This is a genomic window from Mycobacterium sp., assembly GCF_052143115.1.
Lineage (GTDB): Bacteria > Actinomycetota > Actinomycetes > Mycobacteriales > Mycobacteriaceae > Mycobacterium.
Window position 1 is genome coordinate 16,087 of record NZ_JBKQTQ010000006.1, and the last position, 19,285, is coordinate 35,371.

Sequence of the window (19,285 nt, forward strand, 5' to 3'; positions counted from 1 at the left end):
CCTGCCGGAGCACTGTCGTCAATGCTCAGCGTGGCCGAGCGCGTATTTCACCTTGACAGCACGCATATTGACATTGGCGGTATCGCCAGAGTAAACAGGGTGCACCGGACAGATCGTATCGAAATGTACGATCACCGTGGTGTCGAGGGAGGCCAGTGGTCGCTAAGTTCTGTTCGGCGGTCCCTCTGCATTCTCCCGACTTCTACGCCGGCGATCCCTATCCGGCATACCGCGAGCTGCGCGCGACGGCGCCGGTGTGCTGGAACGATGTCACCAAGTTCTGGGCGCTGCTCCGATACGATGACATCCGCTTCGTGTCGAGCAGCCCGGCGACGTTCACCTCGACCAAGGGCATCACTATCCCGGACCCGGCGATGCCGAGCCCGGTGCAACCGGGAAACCTCATCTTCAGCGACCCGCCACGGCACCGGCAGCTGCGCAAGCTGATCAACTCGGGGTTCACCCGGCGACGCGTTGCCGTGCTCGAGCCGAAAATCCGCGAAATCGTCCGCGGAATCCTCGACGGCATGCAACCAGACTCCGTGCACGACTTCGCCGAGGAGATCGCCGCTCCGCTGCCCACCCGGATGATCGCCGAGCTGATCGGCGCCCCGCCGGACGACTGGGAGCAGTTCCGGGCCTGGTCGGACGCCGCCACCGGAACCGCTGACCCCGAGATCGAACTGGACCCGTTTGTGGCCATCGGCCAGCTCTTCGAGTATTTCCAAAAGGTGATCGGGGCCAGACGCGTCGAAGCGCGCGACGACTTGCTCTCGATTCTGGCCGGCGCCGAGATCGACGGAGACCGGCTCACCGACGAAGACCTGCTCAACTTCGCGTTCCTGCTGCTGGTGGCCGGCAACGAGACCACCCGCAATCTGATCGCACTGGGCACCCTCGCGTTGATCGCCCACCCCGACCAATGCCGGCTGCTGGTAGAGAATCCTGCACTGATCCCGGGCGCCGTCGAGGAAATGCTGCGGTGGAACAGCCCGGTGGTCCACATGGCGCGGACCGCGACGGTCGACGTGGAGATTCGCGGTCAGCGCATCGCCGAGGGCGACGTGGTGGTGATGCTGTACGGGTCGGCAAACCGTGACGAGGATACATTCGGTTGTGACTCAGAAGAATTCAAGGTGACTCGCCACCCGAACCCGCATATCGCATTCGGGTGCGGTGAACATTCATGCGTCGGCGCGCAACTGGCGCGTCTGGAGGCGACGGTGATGTTCGAAGAGCTGCTGCGCCGCTTCCCCAGGCTCGAGCTGGTCGGTGAGGTCGACCGGATGCGGGCCACCATGGTGCCCGGGGTCAAGCGGATGCCGGTCCGGCTAGGAGCCTAAGCGATGCAACTCGAGTACACCGCCGAGCAAGAGCAGCTGCGCGCCGAGATCCGCGCGACGCTGGAACAGGTGATGACGCCTGACCGCAGCGCCGCCATCCGCGAACGCATAGAGGGCGGTCCCGAGGTGCGGGAATGCGTTCGCGCCCTGGCCGCCGCCAACCTGCTCGGCGTCGGTTGGCCGAAAGAATTTGGTGGGCAGGGTTTCTCGGCGATCGAACAATTCATCTTCGCCGAAGAGGCGCGACGGGTCAACGCGCCAATTCCGCTGGTGACCCTGAACACCGTCGGGCCTACCCTGATGCAGTTCGGCACCGAAGAACAAAAGCAGACTTTTCTGCCGGCGATCCTCGATGGCACCGTGGAGTTTGCGATCGGCTACTCCGAGCCGGAGGCGGGCAGCGACCTGGCCTCGCTGCGCAGCACCGCGGTCCGCGACGGCTCAGGACCGGACGCAGACTACGTGATCAACGGTCAGAAGATGTTCACCAGCGGTGCCGCGTACGCCGACTACATCTGGCTGGCCGCGCGCACCGATCCAAACGCGAAGAAGCACAAGGGCATTTCCATCTTCATCGTGCCCACCTCTTCGCCCGGATTCTCCTGGCAGCCGCTGCACACCATGCCGGGCATCTCCACCTTCTATACCTTTTACGACAATGTGCGGGTACCGGCGAGCGCGATCGTTGCCGGTGAAAACCACGGCTGGCAGCTGATCACCACCCAGTTGAACTTCGAACGAGCAGCTCTGAGCAATCTCGCCGCGCTCGAGCCGTTGTTCGAGCAGACGCTGCAGTGGGCCACCAACACCGAGCTCGACGACGGCCGTGTCATCGACCAGCCCTGGGTGCAGCTCGCACTGGCCCGGGTCGAGGCGCAGGTCGCCGCGTACAAACTCGTCAACGCGCGGGTGAATGCGGCAATGACGAAGGGCGCGCTCAACATGGGGGAAGCGTCTGCCGCGAAAGTTTTCGGCACCGAGCTGACCCAGCAGGTCGCCCGCCAGCTGCTGGAAGTGCTCGACCACAACGGGTTACGGCGTGGCGCCGACGCGCCGCTACGCGGTGCGCTGGAATCCGCCTATCGGATAGCCGTGATCAACACATTCGGCGGTGGCGCCAATGAGATCCAACGAGACATCATCGCGATGGCCGGGTTGGGTATGCCGCGAGCACCACGTGACCTTCGCCCGACGGACAAGTCAGGAGGACCAACTCAGTGACCAATTCAGATACCGAGTTCCGCAACAAGCTCGAGGCGCTTGTCGGCCAACCCACCGGCGGTGCCGGAAAGCCGTCGGTGGCGCCGGATCCGGTCAATCAGCCGATGATCCGGCACTGGGCGTACGCGCTCGACGACATGAACCCCGTCTACCTCGACCCGGAGTTCGCGGCCAAGTCCCGGTTCGGCGGCATCGTGTCCCCACCGGTCATGCTGCAGACCTGGATAATGCCGTCACCCAAACTCGAAGGAATCGGGGACCGCGGAGGCTCTCCCATCGACATCACCGGTAATCCAACGGCTTTCCTCGATGAGGCCGGATACACCAGCATCGTGGCGACCAACTCGGAATTCGAGATCGAGCGCTATCCCCGGCTGGGTGATGTCATCAGCGCGACGTCGGTGTACGAGGATGTCTCCGACGAAAAGAAGACCGCGCTGGGCACCGGCTACTTCCTCACCTGGGTGATCACCTACACCGATCAGAACGGTGAGGTGCTCGGCCGCCAGCGATTCCGGGTGCTGCGATTCAGGCCGGAACGCTGATGGCGTCCCGACTGGCACCCGCGATCAGCCCGGACACCGAGTTCTTCTGGAACGGGTTGCGCGACCACAAGCTACTGATCCAGCGCTGCAATGGTTGTGGAACGCTGCGCAACCCGCCCCAGCCGATGTGCCCCAAATGCCGCTCCCTGGACTGGGAGGCGATCGAGGCGTCGGGTCGGGGCACTGTCTACAGCTACGTGATGCCGCATCAACCCCGGTTCCCGTTCTTCGACTATCCCTACATCGTCGTCCTGGTGCAGCTGGCCGAAGGCGTACGGTTGGTTTCGAACTTGTGTGATATCGACCCGGCCGACGTCACAGTTGGGATGCCGGTCGAAGTCTGCTACCAGACTTTCGACAACGATCTTGTGCTTCACCAATTTCGGCCCCCTGCCGAATGACCGGGTGACGCCCATGGACTTCACGTTCACCGAAGAGCAAGAGACCATCAGCAACCTGGCCCGGGAAGTCTTCGAGCGCCGAGCCACCCCGGAACGACTGACCGAACTCGAAGCCGACGAATCTTGCTACGACGCCGCGCTGTGGAAAGAACTGGCCTCGGTCGACCTGCTGGGCACCGCGTTACCGGAATCGGTCGGCGGCAACGGCGGTGGCTTCGTTGAACTCGGGGTGTTGCTGGCCGAAGTCGGGTGGAGCGTGGCACCGGTGCCTGCTTACCCGACGCTGCTGCTGGGCGCCGACCCGATCGCCCGGCACGGAACCCCGGAGCAACAGCGGCGCTTTCTGCCCGGCGTCATCGACGGAACCCGCATCCTGAGCGCGGGTCTGCAGGAGCCCGGCCGCTCTGACCCGGTCAAGCCCGCCACCACCGCACGTCGCGACGGCCCGAATTGGCGGCTGGACGGCACCAAGGAGTTGGTGCCGGCAGCCCAACTCGCCGACACCGTGCTGATCCCCGCCTCTATCGATGACGGCACAGACGGCGCCGTGGGCCTGTTCCTGCTGGCGACCGACGCCGACGGTGTCGGCATCCGGCCGGCGGCGACCACTACTCGCATACCACACGCCGATGTATTCATCGACGGCGCAACCGTTTCCGCCGCGGACCTGCTGCAAGGCCCCGGTACCCTGGTCCGTGCGCTCTATACCCGCGCGCTGGTCGGTTTGTGCGCTATCCAGCTCGGGGTCTCTGACCGCGCCTTGCGGATGGCCGCCGAATACACCACCGGGCGTGAACAATTCGGCCGCCCGATCGGCAGCTTCCAGGCGGTGCAGCAGCGGATGGCCGACGGATTCATCGACGTCGAGGCGATCCGGTGGACCACCTGGCACGCCGCCTGGCTGATCGCGGAGGGCCGGCCCGCAGACCGCGCGGCACGAATCGCGAAGTTCTGGGCTGCCGAGGCCGGCGCCCGAGTCGCCGCCACCACCCAACACGTGCACGGCGGGATTGGGATCGACATCACCTATCCCCTGCACCGCTACTTTCTGTGGGCCAAACAGAACGAACTCACCTTGGGCTCGGCTTCCCAGCAGCTGGCTCACCTGGGCAGCACATACCCGGAAGGACGGCGATGACGACAGCCAAAACCCGCGGCACGACTTCTAAAAAGACCCTGCAGTGGGGCGACATCGAGGTCGGTGACGAGGTGACCCCGCTGGAGATTCCGATCACCACCACGATGATCGTCGCCGGCGCGATCGCATCGCGTGACTTCATGCCGGTGCACCACGACCGCGACTACGCCAACAAGCAGGGCTCGCCCAACTTGTTCATGAACATCTTGACCTCCAACGGATATTGCGTGCGTTTCCTCACCGACTGGGCAGGGCCCGAAGCGATGGTCACGAAGCTGTCGATTCGCCTGGGCGTGCCGTGTTTTCCCGACGATCCGCTGCGTTTTACTGGCAGCGTAACCGGCAAGACCGAGGGATCAGACGGTGAGAACTTCGTCGAGGTGACCTTCAGAGCATCCAACAGCCTGGGCGATCACGTCTCCGGCACCGCCGTTCTCAGCCTGCTCGACGGGGCTGGCGCATGAGCGGCGCGCTGCCTGGCAGCTGCGCGATAGTGGGCATCGGGCAGACCGAGTTCTCCAAGGAATCCGGGCGCAGCGAGCTGCAATTGGCGTGCGAGTCGGTCAGTGCCGCTCTTGACGATGCCGGCTTGGCGCCCAGTGACGTCGACGGCATGGTCACCTTCACGATGGACTCCAGCGACGAGATCGACGTCGCACGCAACGTCGGTATCGGCGACCTCAGCTTCTTCAGCCGGGTGCCGCACGGCGGCGGCGCGGCGGCGGGCACCGTGGTACACGCGGCGATGGCCGTCGCCAGCGGTGTCGCCGATGTGGTGGTGTGCTGGCGCGCCTTCAACGAGCGTTCCGGCTTTCGCTTCGGTGGCAGCGGACGCACCAACGCCGAGACCCCGCTGTTCATGGCGCACTACGCCCCCTTCGGATTGCTCACTCCCGCAGCGTGGGTCGCGCTGCATGCCCAGCGCTACATGTCGGCCTATGGAGTGACCAATGAAGACTTCGGCCGCATCGCCGTCGTCGACCGCGCACATGCGGCCAACAATCCCGACGCGTGGTTTTACCAGCGCCCAATTACGCTGGAAGACCACCAGAATTCGCGCTGGATCATCGAACCCGTTCTGCGTCTGCTTGATTGCTGCCAGGAAAGCGATGGCGGGGTCGCGCTGGTGGTCACCAGCGCCGAACGCGCCCGGGATCTCCGGCAGCCGCCGGCGGTGCTCACCGCCGCCGCGCAGGGGGCGGCTTACAACGGCGAGATGATGACCAGCTACTACCGCGACGACATCACCGGGCTCCCAGAGATGGGCGTGGTCGCGGACAGGCTATGGCGCGATTCGGGCTTGAAGCCGCAAGACATCCAAACCGCGTTCATCTACGATCATTTCACGCCGTTCGTATTCACCCAGTTCGAGGAACTCGGACTCTGCGGCCGGGGCGAAGCCAAAGATTTCGCCACCGTCGAGCGGCTGTCGCTGGGTGGGGAACTGCCGATCAACACCAATGGCGGACTGCTCGGTGAGGCCTACATCCACGGGATGAACGGCATCACCGAGGGCGTCCGGCAGATCCGCGGAACCTCGTACAACCAAGTCGACAACGTCGAGCACGTACTCGTCACGTCGGGCACCGGCGTGCCCACCAGCGGCCTGATTCTGGCAACGGACAGGTAGGGAACTGCATCTGCGATGACTCGAGCCTCTGCGTTGACCCACGCGACGGATACCCGCGCGCTCATCGTGGAATCAGCCTATGCCTGTTTTGGCAAGCAAGGACTGCAGAAGGCCACCATCGTCGACATCGCCAAGATGGCGGGTGTCTCCCGCAGCACGATCTATGAGTACTTTCGCGACAAGGCCGCCATCGTCGAAGCGTGCGCCGAGCACGCTTCCGAGCAGTTCTATCGCCGGATGTCTACGGCGATGGACCGGGGCAGCTCGCTGGAGGACAAGCTCAGCCGCGCAGCAGTATTCGTCACCCAGGCACGGCGTGTCATCGCCTCCGAGAAGTACTTCGACGAAGACGCGATCAGCCTGCTGCTGACCAAAGACGCCGCCGTCCTGCTGCGCGAATGCGTGGACTTCCTGGCGCCCCACCTCGCTGCGGCCAAGCTCACCGGCGAGGTTCGCAAGGACCTCGACATTCAGTGCGCCGGCGAATGGTTCGCGCGCATACTGTTCTCGTTGTTCAGCACACCGTCATCGACACTGGACATGGACAACCCCGATGTGGTCGAAGACTTTGTGCGTGCACACCTGGTCCGAGGGTTCGCCAACGAACGTCCGCGGCCGCGGCGCGGTCAGTGACCGCGCTCCGCCAGCGCCCGCATGAAGGGCGCGCCGCTATCAGCTCCGCCATTGCTGTACGGTGGCGAAGTAGACGTCACTGCGCTGCAATATTGCTTCAGCGATACCCAAGGCGGCACGTGCTGCCCATTCGGCAAGGGAAGCAGATCGCGGGTAGCGAGACGGCAAACAGAGTGAGGATGGGGTGGCGTGGCCATGCAAAACGGGGGAGATGCACCCGAGATTCACCCGTCACAAATCCGGGTCGGCGACGTCATCGGCACGATGCGCCCGACGCACGTGCGCTACACGGTCAAGATGATCAGCGGGCCGCAGACAAGTCCACGGCGGTGGACCTTTTTCGGCTCCGACGCAGAGGGGCGGCAGCAAAACGACACGTTCGGGGAGGACGACCTAGTTCGCAGGTACGCCAAAGCGTCCTGACAACGTCCGCGGCCGCGGCGCGGTCAGTGACCGCGCTCCGCCAGCGCCCGCATGAAAAACGTCAGATTGGCCGGTCGCTCGGCTAGCCGACGCATGAAGTACCCGTACCACTGAGTGCCGAACGGTACATACACCCGCATCCGGTTGCCGGCGCCGGCCAGCCTCAACTGCTCGCCGTCGCGGATTCCGTACAGCATCTGGTACTCAAAATCGCCCGCACCACGCCCGGATTCACTCGCCAGTACGGGCACCGCGGCGATGACTACGGGGTCGTGAGAGGCCACCATCGGGTACCCCGAGCCTGCCATCAGCACCCGAAGGCAGCGCAGGTACGAGTCGGTGACGGCCGCGGCGTCCCGGTAGGCCACCGATGCCGGTTCGTCATAGGCGCCTTTACACAGCCGCACCCTGATCCCGGATCTGGCGAACTGTGCACAGTCGCCGAGTGTGCGACGAAGATAGGCCTGCAAAACCACGCCCAGCCAAGGGAAATCAGTCTGCAGATCGGCCGCGATCGACAGTGTGGAGTCCGTGGTGGTGTGGTCTTCGGCGTCCACGGTCACCCACACACCGATCTGCTCGGCCCACTCGCAGATGGTGTGCGCGTTCGCAAAAGCGATCTTCTCGCCGTCGCGTTCCAGTGCCTGACCCAACGCCGAAAGCTTGCACGATACCTCCAGCGGGCGCACACCGTCATGACTGGCATCCGGCCGTCGGCCCAGTGCGGTCAGGAGCTGAAGGTAGGCACGCATAGTCGCATTCGCGCCGTCGATGTCGGTGACATCCTCGCCCAGGTAGTCGATGCTGACGAGTCGGCCCGAATCTCGCAGGGCCGCAACACTGTCCAACACGCGATCGAGCGTCGCCCCCGGTACGAACCGGTGCACCACCTTGCTGGTGACCGGCAACCGTTCCGCGGTGCGCCGTAGCCCGTCGGATCGGCCGGCGGCGAGAATCGCCGGGCGCAGCGTTTTGGCGAACAGGCTCGACATCACTGCTCCGCCATGTGCGGATAGTTGTGATCGGTGGCCGGGACGAAGGTCTCCTTGATGGAGCGCGCCGACGTCCAGCGCAACAGATTCAATGCGGAACCGGCCTTATCGTTGGTTCCCGATCCGCGGGAGCCACCGAACGGCTGGCGGCCCACCACCGCCCCGGTCGGCTTGTCGTTGACGTAGAAGTTGCCGGCCGCGAACCGCAAACGGTTCTGCGCGGCCAGCACCGCGTCGCGGTCGTCGGCGATCACCGCACCGGTCAACGCGTAACGCGAACCGGTGTCGACCACGTTGAGGATGCGCTCGTATTGGTCATCGGGATAGACGTACACCGACAGCACTGGACCGAAGTACTCGGTGGTGAACGCCTCGTCGGTCGGGTCGTCGGACAGCAGCACCGTGGGGCGCACGAAATAGCCTTCGCTGTCGTCGTATTCGCCGCCGACCGCGATCGTCACACCGGCCGCACCCTTCGCGCGTTCAATCGCGTCGACGTTCTTGGTGAAGGCACGCTCGTCGATCAGCGCGCCACCGAAGTTGGAGAAGTCGGTGATGTCGCCGAATCGCAGCTCCGCGGCGGCGGCCAGGAAGTCGTCACCCATCTGCTGCCAGATAGAGTGGGCGATGAATGCTCGCGAGGCCGCCGAGCACTTCTGCCCCTGGTAGTCGAACGCGCCGCGGATCAGCGCGGTCCGCAACACGTCCGGTTGCGCCGAATTGTGGGCGAGCACGAAGTCTTTGCCGCCGGTCTCTCCGACGAGGCGCGGGTAGCTGTGGTAACGCTTGATATTGCCGCCGACCTCGCGCCACAACCGCTGGAACGTCGCCGTCGATCCGGTGAAGTGGATCCCGGCCAGCCGCGGATCCGCCAGCGCCACATCGGAAACCGCGTAGCCATCACCGGCGACCAGGTTGATCACACCGGGCGGCAATCCGGCCGCCTCGAGCAGTTGCATGGTCAGATATGCGGCGAATGTCTGCGTGATTGATGGCTTCCACACCACCGTGTTACCCATCAGCGCCGGCGCGGTGGGCAAATTCCCGGCGATCGCGGAAAAGTTGAACGGCGTGATCGCATAGACGAAGCCGTCCAACGGGCGGTAGTCGGTGCGATTCCACTCCCCGCGTACGCTCAGCGGCTGCTGCGCCAGAATCTGGTGTGCGAAGGCGGCATTGAACCGCCAGAAATCGACCAGCTCACAGGGAGCGTCGATTTCGGCCTGATAGGCGGTTTTCGATTGACCCAGCATGGTCGCGGCCGCGATTGTCTCGCGCCACGGCCCGGCGAGCAGATCGGCCGCGCGCAGAAAGATCGCGGCGCGTTCGTCGAACGGGGTCGCCGCCCAGTGTGCTCGGGCGGCCATCGCCGCTTCGATGGCAGCGGCGGCATCGGCATGGTCGGCGTTGGTCAGCGTGCCCAACGTCGCCGCATGCCGGTGCGGCTGCACGACGTCGATCCGCTCACCGTCACCCATGCGATGCGCGCCGCCAATGACGTGCGGCAGGTCGATCGGCTCATCGGCCAGCGCGGTCAGCGCGCATTGCAGCCGAGTGCGTTCGGGCGAATTCGGGGCGTACTCGTGGACCGGCTCGTTGGCGGGCAGGGGAACATCGGTGATCGCGTCCATGTCTTCAGGATGACCGCCGGCGACCCGCCCATGCTTGGCTGATCGGACAAGGTAACGGTGAAGTTCCAGTAGGATCGGACAATATGCGGAAGGCGGGTGTCGGACTGGGGCAGCTGCTATTGGCCCTGGACACGACGGTGGTGAGCCTGGTCGAGGCTCCCCGCGGACTGGACCTGCCGGTAGCCTCGGCGGCATTGATCGACTCCGACGACGTGCGGTTGGGCCTGGGCCGTGGCGCGGACTCGGCGGACGTGTTCTTTCTGCTTGGCGTCGCCGACCAAGAGGGCCAGCACTGGCTGGACAAGCTTGCCTCCGGCCCGGCCGATCGCGCGCCAGTGGCCATCTTCGCCAAGAACCCCTCCGACGCCCTGGTGGCCCGGGCCGTCGCAGCCGGAACGGCGGTGGTGGCCGTGGATCCGCAGGCCCGCTGGGAGCGGTTGTACCGACTGGTCGATCATGTCCTCGAGCACCACGGCGATCGGGCCGATCCGCGCAACGACTCGGGCACCGACTTGTTCGGCCTGGCACAGTCGCTGGCCGACCGTATCCACGGCATGGTCAGCATCGAGGATGAGCAGTCGCATGTGTTGGCCTATTCGGCATCCAACGACGAGGCAGACGAGTTGCGGCGGCTCTCGATCCTCGGTCGGGCCGGACCGCCGGAGCATCTGGAGTGGATCGGCCAATGGGGAATCTTCAATGCCCTGCGGGCCGGCGGCGATGTGGTCCGGGTCGCCGAGCGCCCAGAGTTGGGCCTGCGGCCCCGCCTCGCGGTTGGTATTCGCCAGCCAGGGCTTGACGCTCGCCGGGCGCCGGTCTTCGCCGGCACCATCTGGGTGCAGCAAGGCTCCCAACCGCTGGCGGAGGACGCCGAGGAAGTGTTGCGCGGAGCCGCCGTGCTGGCCGCCCGCGTCATGTCGCGGCTGGCCGCCAGGCCGTCGACGCACGCGCTCCGGGCCCAGGAGCTACTGGGCCTGTCCGACAGCGGATCGGTCGATGTGGACACCATTGCACGAGAACTTGGGATCGTGGCCGACGGCAACGCCGCTCTGATCGGTTTCCACGCCCCAAACCGCCACGCCAGGCTGGCCGACGTGCTGGCATTGAGCGCCAACGCTTTTCGGGCTGATGCACAGGTCGCATCGCGCGGTTCGCGGGTATATGTGCTACTTCCACATACGGCGAAGCGGTCCTCGCTCACCTCCTGGATTCGCGGCACCATCAGCGCGTTGCGCGCTGAACTGGGACTGCAGTTGCGGGCCGTCGTCGCTGCGCCGGTTACCGGACTGGCCGGCTTGGCCGCAGTGCGCGTAGAGGTCGATCGGGTGCTGGATAGCGCTGAACGTCACCCGGATTCGTTCGGTGAGGTGACATCGCTGGCCGAGGCGCGCACTACCGTGCTGCTCGACGAGATCGTCACGATGGTCGCGGCCGACGAGCGGCTCGTCGACCCCCGGGTGCGCGACCTGCAAGCCCGCGACCCGGCGTTGGTCCAGACACTGTGGGTCTATTTGGACAGTTTCGGTGACGTCGCTGCCGCGGCGGAGCAGCTGCACGTCCATCCCAACACCGTGCGGTATCGGGTCCGCCGGATCGAGAAGCTGCTGTCGACATCGCTGGCCAATCCCGATGTGCGGCTGCTTCTTTCGCTGGGACTACGCGCTACTGAGCGATCCGGCTAAGCGGCGACGATGCGGGCCGCGGGGCGGCCCGGGGAGGAGCCGCGCGATCAAACCAGAGGGCTCACGGTCGTGCGTTCATAGATCTCGGCGAGGAACTGCTCGACGGCCACCGCGGCGTGGGCGGCGCGTGCCGACCCGAAAATGTCGAAGGCATGTTGCGCGAACGGCATTTCCGCGTAGACAACCGGCTGGCGGCTGGCTTCGCGGAGCCGTTTGGTGAAGGCGCGGGCCTGTTCGACCGGGATCAACGAGTCGTTGCGTCCGTGCAGCACGAAAAACGGTGGTGCATCCGCGGAGACACGCGTGATCGGCGAGGCGGTGCGAAGCGCTTCAGATACATCGGCTCGCCCCAGTTTGAACACGTACTTCGCCACCGTCGGCACCATCAGCGGGTGGATCGCATCGTCGGTCCGGGTGAAGTCGTAGACACCGTAGAACGGGACCGCTGCGCGCACGCTGGTGTCGGCCTCCTCGAAGCCGGGCTGAAGCTGCGGATCGTTCACGGTGAGGGCGGCCAATGCCGACAGGTGCCCGCCAGCCGAGCCGCCGGTGATCGCGATCCAGTTGGGGTCGCCGCCGTACTCAGCGATGTGCTCCTTCGTCCAGGCCAGCGCGCGCTTGACGTCAACGATGTGGTCGGGCCAGGTGGAGCGAGGGCTGAGCCGGTAGTTGATCGCCACGCACACCCAGCCGAGCTCAGCCAGATGGCTCATCAACGGATAGGCCTGTTGACGTTTGCTTCCGACCATCCAGGCACCGCCGGGGACCTGCAACAGCACCGGCGCCCGTCCGTCACGGTCCAGGTCCGGTCGTCGCCAGATATCGAGGTGATTCCGCGAACCGTAATCGCCGTAACTGATGTCGGTGTCGTGTGCGTAGTCGCGGTAGATCCGGAGCATGCGAGCCACACCGGGGTTCTTAGCCGTGCCCGCGCCCGCCGGCCGCATCCAGAGATCGGCCGACTGGGTGCGACGGTCGATGCCCAACCCGGCGTCGAGCGCTGCAGTGAGCGGCAGGTTGGCCTGGTGGCCGAGGCGGTTGAGACCCAGCAGTCCCAACCACGACAGCGCGGACACCAGCCAGCTGAACCACCGCAGCCGTGGCGAGAGTCTGCGGGTTATCGCGGCCAGCGCCGCAAACTGGCCGGCGATCAGCTGCAAGGGCAGCTCCGATGCGAACACCCCGAAGCTGAATGCGTACACCGAGAGATAGCCGCGCTTGCCCAGCGGCTGGTACCCATTGGCGGTGACCGCGAGCCCGGCCAGCGAACCCAGCACGGCTGCCAGTTTCTTCACGACTGTCCTTCCGTCGTCAACTTCGACCACTTAATCACCTGCCGGTCCAGGCACCGGTGCGTGGGGTGCCGCCCGTCCTGAAACCACTTGTGTCACTTTAGTTTTACCTGTGCATACTCGCGGCAGTTTGTCGGTCCGCTCCGTTACTATTCGAATATGCGTTCGAGTTGTCGGAAGGACATCGTCGATGCCTTCGACGCGCTCGAGGCCGATCTCGACCGCGCCTTGGAGTTGTCGTTCGACGCGCTGACGACCCCGGAACGGTTGGCAATGTTGCAGCGCTGCGAGCGGATTCGCCGCAGGCTGCCATCCGTCGAGCACCCGTTGATCAACCAGATCGGCGAGCAAGCCGACGCGACCGAGTTGGGCGGCAAGCTGCCCTCCGCGTTAGCCGACCGGCTGCGCATCACCCGCGGAGAAGCATCGCGGCGCATTCACGAGGCCGCTGATCTCGGACCACGCCGCGCAATCACCGGCGAACCCTTGGCGCCCGCGCTGCCTGCCACGGCCGAGGCGCAGCGAGCCGGCCGCATCGGAGCCGGCCACGTCGTGGTGATCCGCAGTTTTTGGCACCGGCTGCCGGACTTCGTCGACGTCGAGACTCGCCAGAAGACCGAGACGCAGCTGGCCCGGCTGGGCAGTGAGCATCGCCCCGACGAGTTGAGCAAGCTGGCCGACAAACTCACCGACTGCCTCAACCCCGACGGCAATTTCACCGATGACGACCGGGCCCGGCGGCGCGGTATCACCATCGGCAAACAAGACATCGACGGCATGTCTCCGATCACGGGATATTTGACCCCGGACGCCCGCGCCACCCTCGACGCCGTCCTCGCAAAACTGGCCGCCCCCGGCATGTGCAACCCCGCCGACCTCGCTCCATGCATCAGCGGCACCCCATCGCAGGCAGCCATCGACAATGACACCCGCAGCGCCGGCCAGCGCAGCCATGACGCGCTTAACGCGGCACTCCGATCCCTGCTGTCCAGTGGAAAGCTCGGCCAGCACAACGGCTTACCGACCTCAATCATCGTCACCACGACGCTTAAAGAACTGGAAGCCGGCGCTGGCACAGCACTCACCGGAGGGGGCAGCCTGCTGCCGATGTCGGATGTGATCCGACTGGCCTCCCAAGCGCATCACTATCTGGCCATCTTCGACAAGGGCCGTGCCCTTGCGCTGTATCACACCAAACGGCTCGCATCACCGGCCCAGCGAATTGTGCTCTACGCCAAGGATCGTGGCTGCACGGCGCCGGGCTGCAACATACCGGGCTACCTCACCGAAGTCCACCACGTCACGGCTTGGTCGAAAACCCACACCACCGACGTCAACGGGTTGGCCCTGGCTTGCGGCCCGCACCACAAGCTCGCCGAACAAGGCTGGACCACCCGCAAGCGCCACGATCGCACCACCGAATGGATCCCACCACCGCATCTCGACCACGGCCAACCCCGCACCAACACCTACCACCACCCCGAGAAGCTCCTGCAGGACGACGAAGACGGGGACGGACCGTAACTCTTGCCGCGCTGGTTTCGGCAGGCATAGGGTCACCACAGAAATGACCCAAACCCACCAACCCGCCATGCCCGGAAAGCGGGATCCCCGGATCGTCATTGTCGGCGCCGGCATGGCGGGGATCGCCGTGGCTCATGCCCTCCGGCAAGCCGGTTTCACCAACTTCACCATTCTGGAGAAGGGTTCCGACGTTGGTGGTGTCTGGCATTGGAACCGCTACCCCGGCCTGCGGTGCGACGTGCCTTCGCACGGTTACCAATTCGCGTTCGCACCCAAACCAGACTGGAAGCACGTCTGGGCCACCGGTGAGGAGATCCAGCAATATCACCATGACCTCGTCGAAGCTTTGCAACTCAGCTCGCATCTGAAGCTGAGCTGCGAAGTCACCTCGGCGGCGTTCGCGAAGAACCAGTGGCGGGTATCCACGGCCGGCGGAGAAGAGATCGACGCGGACTTCGTCGTCGCCGCAACCGGTGTGCTGCACCACCCGTTCATCCCGGATCTTCCCGGCCTTGACTCGTTCACCGGGCCGGTGGTACACACCGCGCGCTGGACTGACATCGATACACGGGGCAAACGGCTTGCGGTCATCGGCACTGGATCGACTGGGACACAGGTGTTTTCAGCGCTGCAACCCGAGGCGGCCCACATCACGCATTTTGCCCGAACGCCGCAGTGGGTGATGTGGATGCCCACGGGGATGAGGCAGCCCCGCGTTGTCGGCCGCATGCTGCGTGCATTGCCGTTTCTCGACAAGACGGTGGAATGGTCGCAGCTGCTCGGTTCGGACTTCCTGGTCGACGTGGCCACCCGACCGACCTGGCGACGGCGGCTGGCCCAGCGCTACGCGTGGATATGCTTGCGAACCCTGGTGCGGGACAGGGATCTTCGCGCCAGGTTGACCCCTGACTACCAGCCGTTCTGCAAACGGCAAGTGATCTCGGGCAACTACTACCGGCGGATCTCCCAGCCGAACGCCAACTTCGTCAACGAACCGATCGCCGAGGTCACCGAAACCGGTCTCCGAACAACCGACGGCGTGCACCGCGACCTCGACGCGATTGTGATCGCCACCGGCTTCCAGGCCCACAACTACATGCGACCGATGACGCTACGTGGCCGCGACGGGCTGTCGATCGATGACGCCTGGGCAAAGGGTCCTCGCGCCTGGGGAATGACCGCCATCCCCGGATTCCCCAACCTGTTCACGGTTCTCGGGCCCAACTCGCCCACCGGATCGATGTCGCTGCAACACGTTGCCGACTTGACCGCCGGCTATATCACCGAATGGCTGCGGCGATTCCGCGAGGGCGAGATCACCACCGTCGAAGTCACCGAGGAGGCCACTAGCCGCTTCGCCGACGACGTCGCGGAGGCGATGGGCCCAACCGTATGGAACACCGGTTGCAACTCGTGGTACTTCGCCGACGATAACCACATCGATCTGTGGCCATTCGACCGCAAGCACTTGACCCGCATGCTGACCCGGCCGCAGGACGACGACTACATCCTCACCCGGTGAAGGCCACCGCAACTTCTGCCGCCAACCGGGCATTAGACAGCACCAGGGAGATGTTGGCGGCAATCGACGCGCCGTGCGTCTCGCGGTGAAAGAAGTCGAGCAGGAACGGCGTGACGTCTTTGCCCCGCACACCGGTCGTTTCGGCGGCAGCCAGGCCGGCGGCCAGCACCCGGTCGTGTAGCGCGCGGTCCATCTCGTCGGCCGGCGCGATGGGGTTGGCCAGCACCAGCCCGTACCCGTCGGTGCCCAGCCGACGTCTGGCCCGCAGCACGTCGGCTGCCTGTGCCGGCGTGTCGACCCGCCAATCCACCGGGTGGCCGGAATCGGCGAGGTAGAAGCCGGGGAATCGGTCGGTGCGGTAGCCGATGACTCCGACGTTGAGGGTCTCCAGTCGCTCCAGAGTGGCCGCCACATCGAGGATCGACTTCACGCCGGCGCAGATCACGAGCACGCCGGTGCGCGAGAGGGTTGTCAGATCCGCGGACTCGTCCCAGCTGTCGCGCGCGCCGCGATGCACGCCGCCCAGCCCGCCGGTGGCGAACACGGTGATGCCCGCGGCCGCCGCCAGGTGCGCGGTCGAGGCGACCGTCGTCGCGCCGTCCCCGGCCCGCGCCGCGAGCACCGCGACGTCGCGGACACTGACCTTGAACACCTCGGTGCCCTCCGCGATGCGCCGCATCGCGTCGTCGTCCAAACCGACGTGCGGCTCGCCGCCGATGATCGCAATCGTGGCCGGCACCGCCCCGCCGGAGCGCACCGCCTCCTCGATCTCGCGCGCGACGCGCAGGTTGTCCGGACGTGGCAGGCCATGACTGATGATCGTGCTCTCCAGCGCGACGACTGGCCGTCCGGCGGCCAGCGCGTCCGAGACTTCGGGGCGGATACGCACGGCTTGCACCCTACGTCGCCCGGTAGGAGAAATTCAGCCGTCGGAGGTGCTGGACCCAGTGGACCCCAGCAGGGCGCCGCGGGTCTAGGTCTCCTCGGGAGTTTCGATGATCTGATATGTCGGGTCGAGCATCGATACCTCGTGGATGCCGCTCTGGTTTGCCTTTCCAGTGAGCCGCAGGACCTGGCCCGGCTGGATGTCGTCGCCCTGCCCGGGCCGAAACGTGACGCGGATCTCGCCGCTGTCGTCCCCGACCAGGATCCAGCGGAACGTTCGTCCGCGTTTGGCGATGTCTTCCACCTGGCTGACTCGGCCTTCGACCGTGCCACGGCGTCCGGGAATCACCCTGTCCACCGGGATCACCGTCCCTGACCGTTCCGGGTGTTCGTAGTCTTCCACGGTCCGGTTTTCGCTCTGCCAAATCCGGTTCTCGACCTTCTCGACCCGGCGCGCGATACGCATTTCCAAAATGTCGGGGAACGCTTCGCGGATCCGGGACTGCACGTCGTAAGGGACGATCGTGGCGGCGGCGTCGGGTATCCGGCTGACAGCCCGGGAGATTTTGTCCGCGGTGCGGTCATGGAGCAGTCGTCCCAGCACCGGCGCATACGTTCGGCGTGGCAGCAGCACCGTCACGTTGGTGTTCGGATGTTCGCTTTGTGCCTTCACCACCAGCGCATGGAGGGCTCGGATGATCTGTCGGTCCGGGCAGTCCACCACCCGAAGCCGCGTGTCGAGATCGAAATGATCCCAACGGTCCCGCAATTCCGCAGCATGTTGAGCGTCGATCATGAAATGCACCGCGATCAGCTCGTCGGCGCGCAGGCCCCTTCCGTAGCGCAGGGCAGCGATCACTGCGAGGTCAAGCGAATTGACCAAGACGAATACGCGATGTCGGGCATACTTCACCAACTCCGGGCGGTCGGTGCGGAAGGCCTCGAGGATCGCGGCCTCGGCCCGGTATTCGCGGTTGAGGCGTATCAGGGCGATGACCAGCACGGGGAAGACGACGACGACCAGCCAGGCGCCCTCGGTGAACTTCGCGATCGCGAAAATGCCCACCACGACCGTCGACAAGATGCCCGCGGACAGGTTGATCGCCAACTTGCGTCGCCAGCCCGGTTCACGATGGGTGAGGTGGTATTTGGTCATCCCGTAACCGGCCATCGAGAAGCCGGTGAACACCCCGATGGCGTAGAAGGGCACCAGCGCGTTGACCGATCCGCCGGTCAGCACCAGCAGCGCCACCGACAGCGCCGTGAGCGCAATGATGCCGTTGGAGAACACCAGGCGGTAACCGCGTGTCATCAGCTGACGCGGCAGGAAGCGGTCGTCGGCAACGAAACTGGCCAGCGCGGGGAATCCGTTGAAACTGGTATTGGCGCCGGTGTACAAGATCGCCGCGGTCGATACCTGGACCAGGGTAAACATCGCGTTGCCGATTAACCCCTTGCCGAAGACGGCGTGGGCCACCTGCGAGAGCACCGACGGGTATTCGTCGAGATACGGCGCGGCGTGCGTCGCATAGGTGAGGTAGCCGACGCCGGCCAGCAACAAGCCGAGAATGCAGGCCATTGCGGTGAGGACGCGTCGCGCGTTGGTGCTCTGCGGCTTGCGGAAGACGTTGACGGTGTTGGAGATGGCCTCCACACCGGTCAGCGACGAGCCGCCGTTGGCGAACGCCCGCAGTATCACCAGGATCGTCGCGCCCATCACCAAACCGCTGCCCTGATGGACTGGCACCGAGCCGGCGGCGTGGCCGGGATCGTATTGCGGCAAGCCCCAGACGATATGGCGGACGACGCCGACGATGATCATCAGCCCGACCATGATCACAAAGCCATACGTTGCAATCGCGAAGGGTCGACCGGCTTCCTTCAACCCACGCAGGTTCGCGTAGCAGATCAGGAGCACGACAGCGACCGTGATCTCCAGGCTGTATGGCCCTAGCGCAGGCAGCGCCGACGCCACCGCCACGGTGCCCGCGGCCGACTGCACCGCTACGGTCACGACGTAATCGATCAACAGTGCCGCCGCGGCCACCTGCGCTATCCGCGGCCCGAAGTTGTCTCGCGCCACGATGTAGGAGCCGCCGGCTTTGGTGTAGACCATCACCACCTGCCGGTACGACGCGGCCACCAGCGCCAGGATCAACAGGATGACGCCCATGATGGGAAGCAACAGGACGAATGCTGCCTAGCCCGGCCTGCGGCAGCAACTCGGTCAGAATCTGCTCGGGGCCGTAGGCTGTCGATGAGATCGCATCCGGTGAAAGTGCTCCCAGCGCAACGGGATTCGACAATCTCTCAGAGGACAATTCCTCGGTGATCAACGGTTTCCCGAGAAAGATTCGCTTGCACAGATCCGAAAAAGAAAACGGTATGTCTTCCTCAGCTGATGCTGTCACACCCACATTCCC

16 protein-coding genes and 1 pseudogene are annotated in these 19,285 nt (G+C 65.1%); 12 read left to right on the forward strand and 5 right to left on the reverse strand.

Annotated elements, in window-relative coordinates; translation table 11 throughout:
* Window positions 1–185: 185 nt before the first annotated feature.
* The 9 genes from ACLQI9_RS00430 (at window position 186) to ACLQI9_RS00470 (ending at window position 7,334) form a co-directional block, all read left to right on the forward strand.
* Window positions 186–1,343: a cytochrome P450 gene (locus ACLQI9_RS00430; RefSeq protein ID WP_442378040.1), complete on the forward strand. Its 1,158-nt coding sequence runs from the start codon at window positions 186–188 to the stop codon at window positions 1,341–1,343.
* Between the two features lie 3 nt (window positions 1,344–1,346).
* The gene (locus ACLQI9_RS00435) at window positions 1,347–2,564 is read left to right on the forward strand and encodes an acyl-CoA dehydrogenase family protein (RefSeq protein WP_442390717.1); all 1,218 of its coding nucleotides are present in this window, start codon (window positions 1,347–1,349) and stop codon (window positions 2,562–2,564) included.
* Window positions 2,561–3,109, forward strand: coding sequence for an FAS1-like dehydratase domain-containing protein (locus tag ACLQI9_RS00440; protein ID WP_442378015.1), 549 nt, complete (start codon window positions 2,561–2,563; stop codon window positions 3,107–3,109). The genes ACLQI9_RS00435 and ACLQI9_RS00440 overlap by 4 nt, the downstream gene beginning before the upstream one ends.
* Complete coding sequence (locus tag ACLQI9_RS00445; protein WP_442378017.1) at window positions 3,109–3,510, forward strand: Zn-ribbon domain-containing OB-fold protein; 402 nt, start codon at window positions 3,109–3,111, stop codon at window positions 3,508–3,510. The genes ACLQI9_RS00440 and ACLQI9_RS00445 overlap by 1 nt, the downstream gene beginning before the upstream one ends.
* 13 nt (window positions 3,511–3,523) lie before the next feature.
* Window positions 3,524–4,648 (forward strand): acyl-CoA dehydrogenase family protein, encoded by a 1,125-nt coding sequence (locus tag ACLQI9_RS00450; protein WP_442378019.1) that lies wholly within the window; start codon window positions 3,524–3,526, stop codon window positions 4,646–4,648.
* Window positions 4,645–5,112: a MaoC family dehydratase gene (locus ACLQI9_RS00455; RefSeq protein ID WP_442378021.1), complete on the forward strand. Its 468-nt coding sequence runs from the start codon at window positions 4,645–4,647 to the stop codon at window positions 5,110–5,112. The genes ACLQI9_RS00450 and ACLQI9_RS00455 overlap by 4 nt, the downstream gene beginning before the upstream one ends.
* Window positions 5,109–6,278 (forward strand): lipid-transfer protein, encoded by a 1,170-nt coding sequence (locus tag ACLQI9_RS00460; protein ID WP_442378023.1) that lies wholly within the window; start codon window positions 5,109–5,111, stop codon window positions 6,276–6,278. The genes ACLQI9_RS00455 and ACLQI9_RS00460 overlap by 4 nt, the downstream gene beginning before the upstream one ends.
* A 15-nt stretch (window positions 6,279–6,293) precedes the next feature.
* Window positions 6,294–6,911, forward strand: a complete 618-nt coding sequence (locus tag ACLQI9_RS00465; protein ID WP_442378025.1) for a TetR/AcrR family transcriptional regulator — start codon at window positions 6,294–6,296, stop codon at window positions 6,909–6,911.
* A 189-nt stretch (window positions 6,912–7,100) separates the two neighbouring features.
* Window positions 7,101–7,334: a hypothetical protein gene (locus ACLQI9_RS00470; RefSeq protein ID WP_442378026.1), complete on the forward strand. Its 234-nt coding sequence runs from the start codon at window positions 7,101–7,103 to the stop codon at window positions 7,332–7,334.
* A gap of 23 nt (window positions 7,335–7,357) precedes the next feature.
* On the opposite strand, the gene ACLQI9_RS00475 is transcribed toward ACLQI9_RS00470, so the two are convergent.
* Together ACLQI9_RS00475 and pruA are read right to left on the reverse strand one after the other, a co-directional pair.
* Window positions 7,358–8,326 (reverse strand): proline dehydrogenase family protein, encoded by a 969-nt coding sequence (locus ACLQI9_RS00475; RefSeq protein WP_442378028.1) that lies wholly within the window; start codon window positions 8,324–8,326, stop codon window positions 7,358–7,360.
* A complete protein-coding gene (gene pruA, locus ACLQI9_RS00480) occupies window positions 8,326–9,957 on the reverse strand; it encodes an L-glutamate gamma-semialdehyde dehydrogenase (RefSeq protein WP_442390719.1) in 1,632 nt (543 codons plus the stop codon). The genes ACLQI9_RS00475 and pruA overlap by 1 nt, the downstream gene beginning before the upstream one ends.
* A gap of 83 nt (window positions 9,958–10,040) precedes the next feature.
* Here pruA and ACLQI9_RS00485 point away from each other — a divergent pair, with 83 nt between their 5' ends.
* On the forward strand, window positions 10,041–11,639 hold the full coding sequence (locus ACLQI9_RS00485; protein WP_442390721.1) for a PucR family transcriptional regulator: 1,599 nt from the start codon (window positions 10,041–10,043) through the stop codon (window positions 11,637–11,639).
* A 47-nt stretch (window positions 11,640–11,686) separates the two neighbouring features.
* Here ACLQI9_RS00485 and ACLQI9_RS00490 read toward each other — a convergent pair whose 3' ends face one another.
* Window positions 11,687–12,934 carry an alpha/beta hydrolase fold domain-containing protein gene (locus ACLQI9_RS00490; RefSeq protein WP_442378034.1) on the reverse strand — a complete coding sequence of 416 codons (1,248 nt, stop codon included), beginning with the start codon at window positions 12,932–12,934 and terminating at the stop codon, window positions 11,687–11,689.
* A gap of 156 nt (window positions 12,935–13,090) precedes the next feature.
* Between ACLQI9_RS00490 and ACLQI9_RS00495 the strand changes: the two genes are divergently transcribed.
* Complete coding sequence (locus ACLQI9_RS00495) at window positions 13,091–14,455, forward strand: HNH endonuclease signature motif containing protein (RefSeq protein ID WP_442390723.1); 1,365 nt, start codon at window positions 13,091–13,093, stop codon at window positions 14,453–14,455.
* 67 nt (window positions 14,456–14,522) lie between these two features.
* On the forward strand, window positions 14,523–15,977 hold the full coding sequence (locus ACLQI9_RS00500; protein ID WP_442390736.1) for a flavin-containing monooxygenase: 1,455 nt from the start codon (window positions 14,523–14,525) through the stop codon (window positions 15,975–15,977).
* Here the strand turns inward: ACLQI9_RS00500 and ACLQI9_RS00505 are convergent.
* Together ACLQI9_RS00505 and ACLQI9_RS00510 are read right to left on the reverse strand one after the other, a co-directional pair.
* Window positions 15,967–16,866: a pseudouridine-5'-phosphate glycosidase gene (locus ACLQI9_RS00505; protein WP_442375834.1), complete on the reverse strand. Its 900-nt coding sequence runs from the start codon at window positions 16,864–16,866 to the stop codon at window positions 15,967–15,969. The genes ACLQI9_RS00500 and ACLQI9_RS00505 overlap by 11 nt on opposite strands.
* Before the next feature lie 84 nt (window positions 16,867–16,950).
* Window positions 16,951–19,273 (reverse strand): annotated as a pseudogene (locus ACLQI9_RS00510) (amino acid permease).
* Window positions 19,274–19,285: the final 12 nt, after the last annotated feature.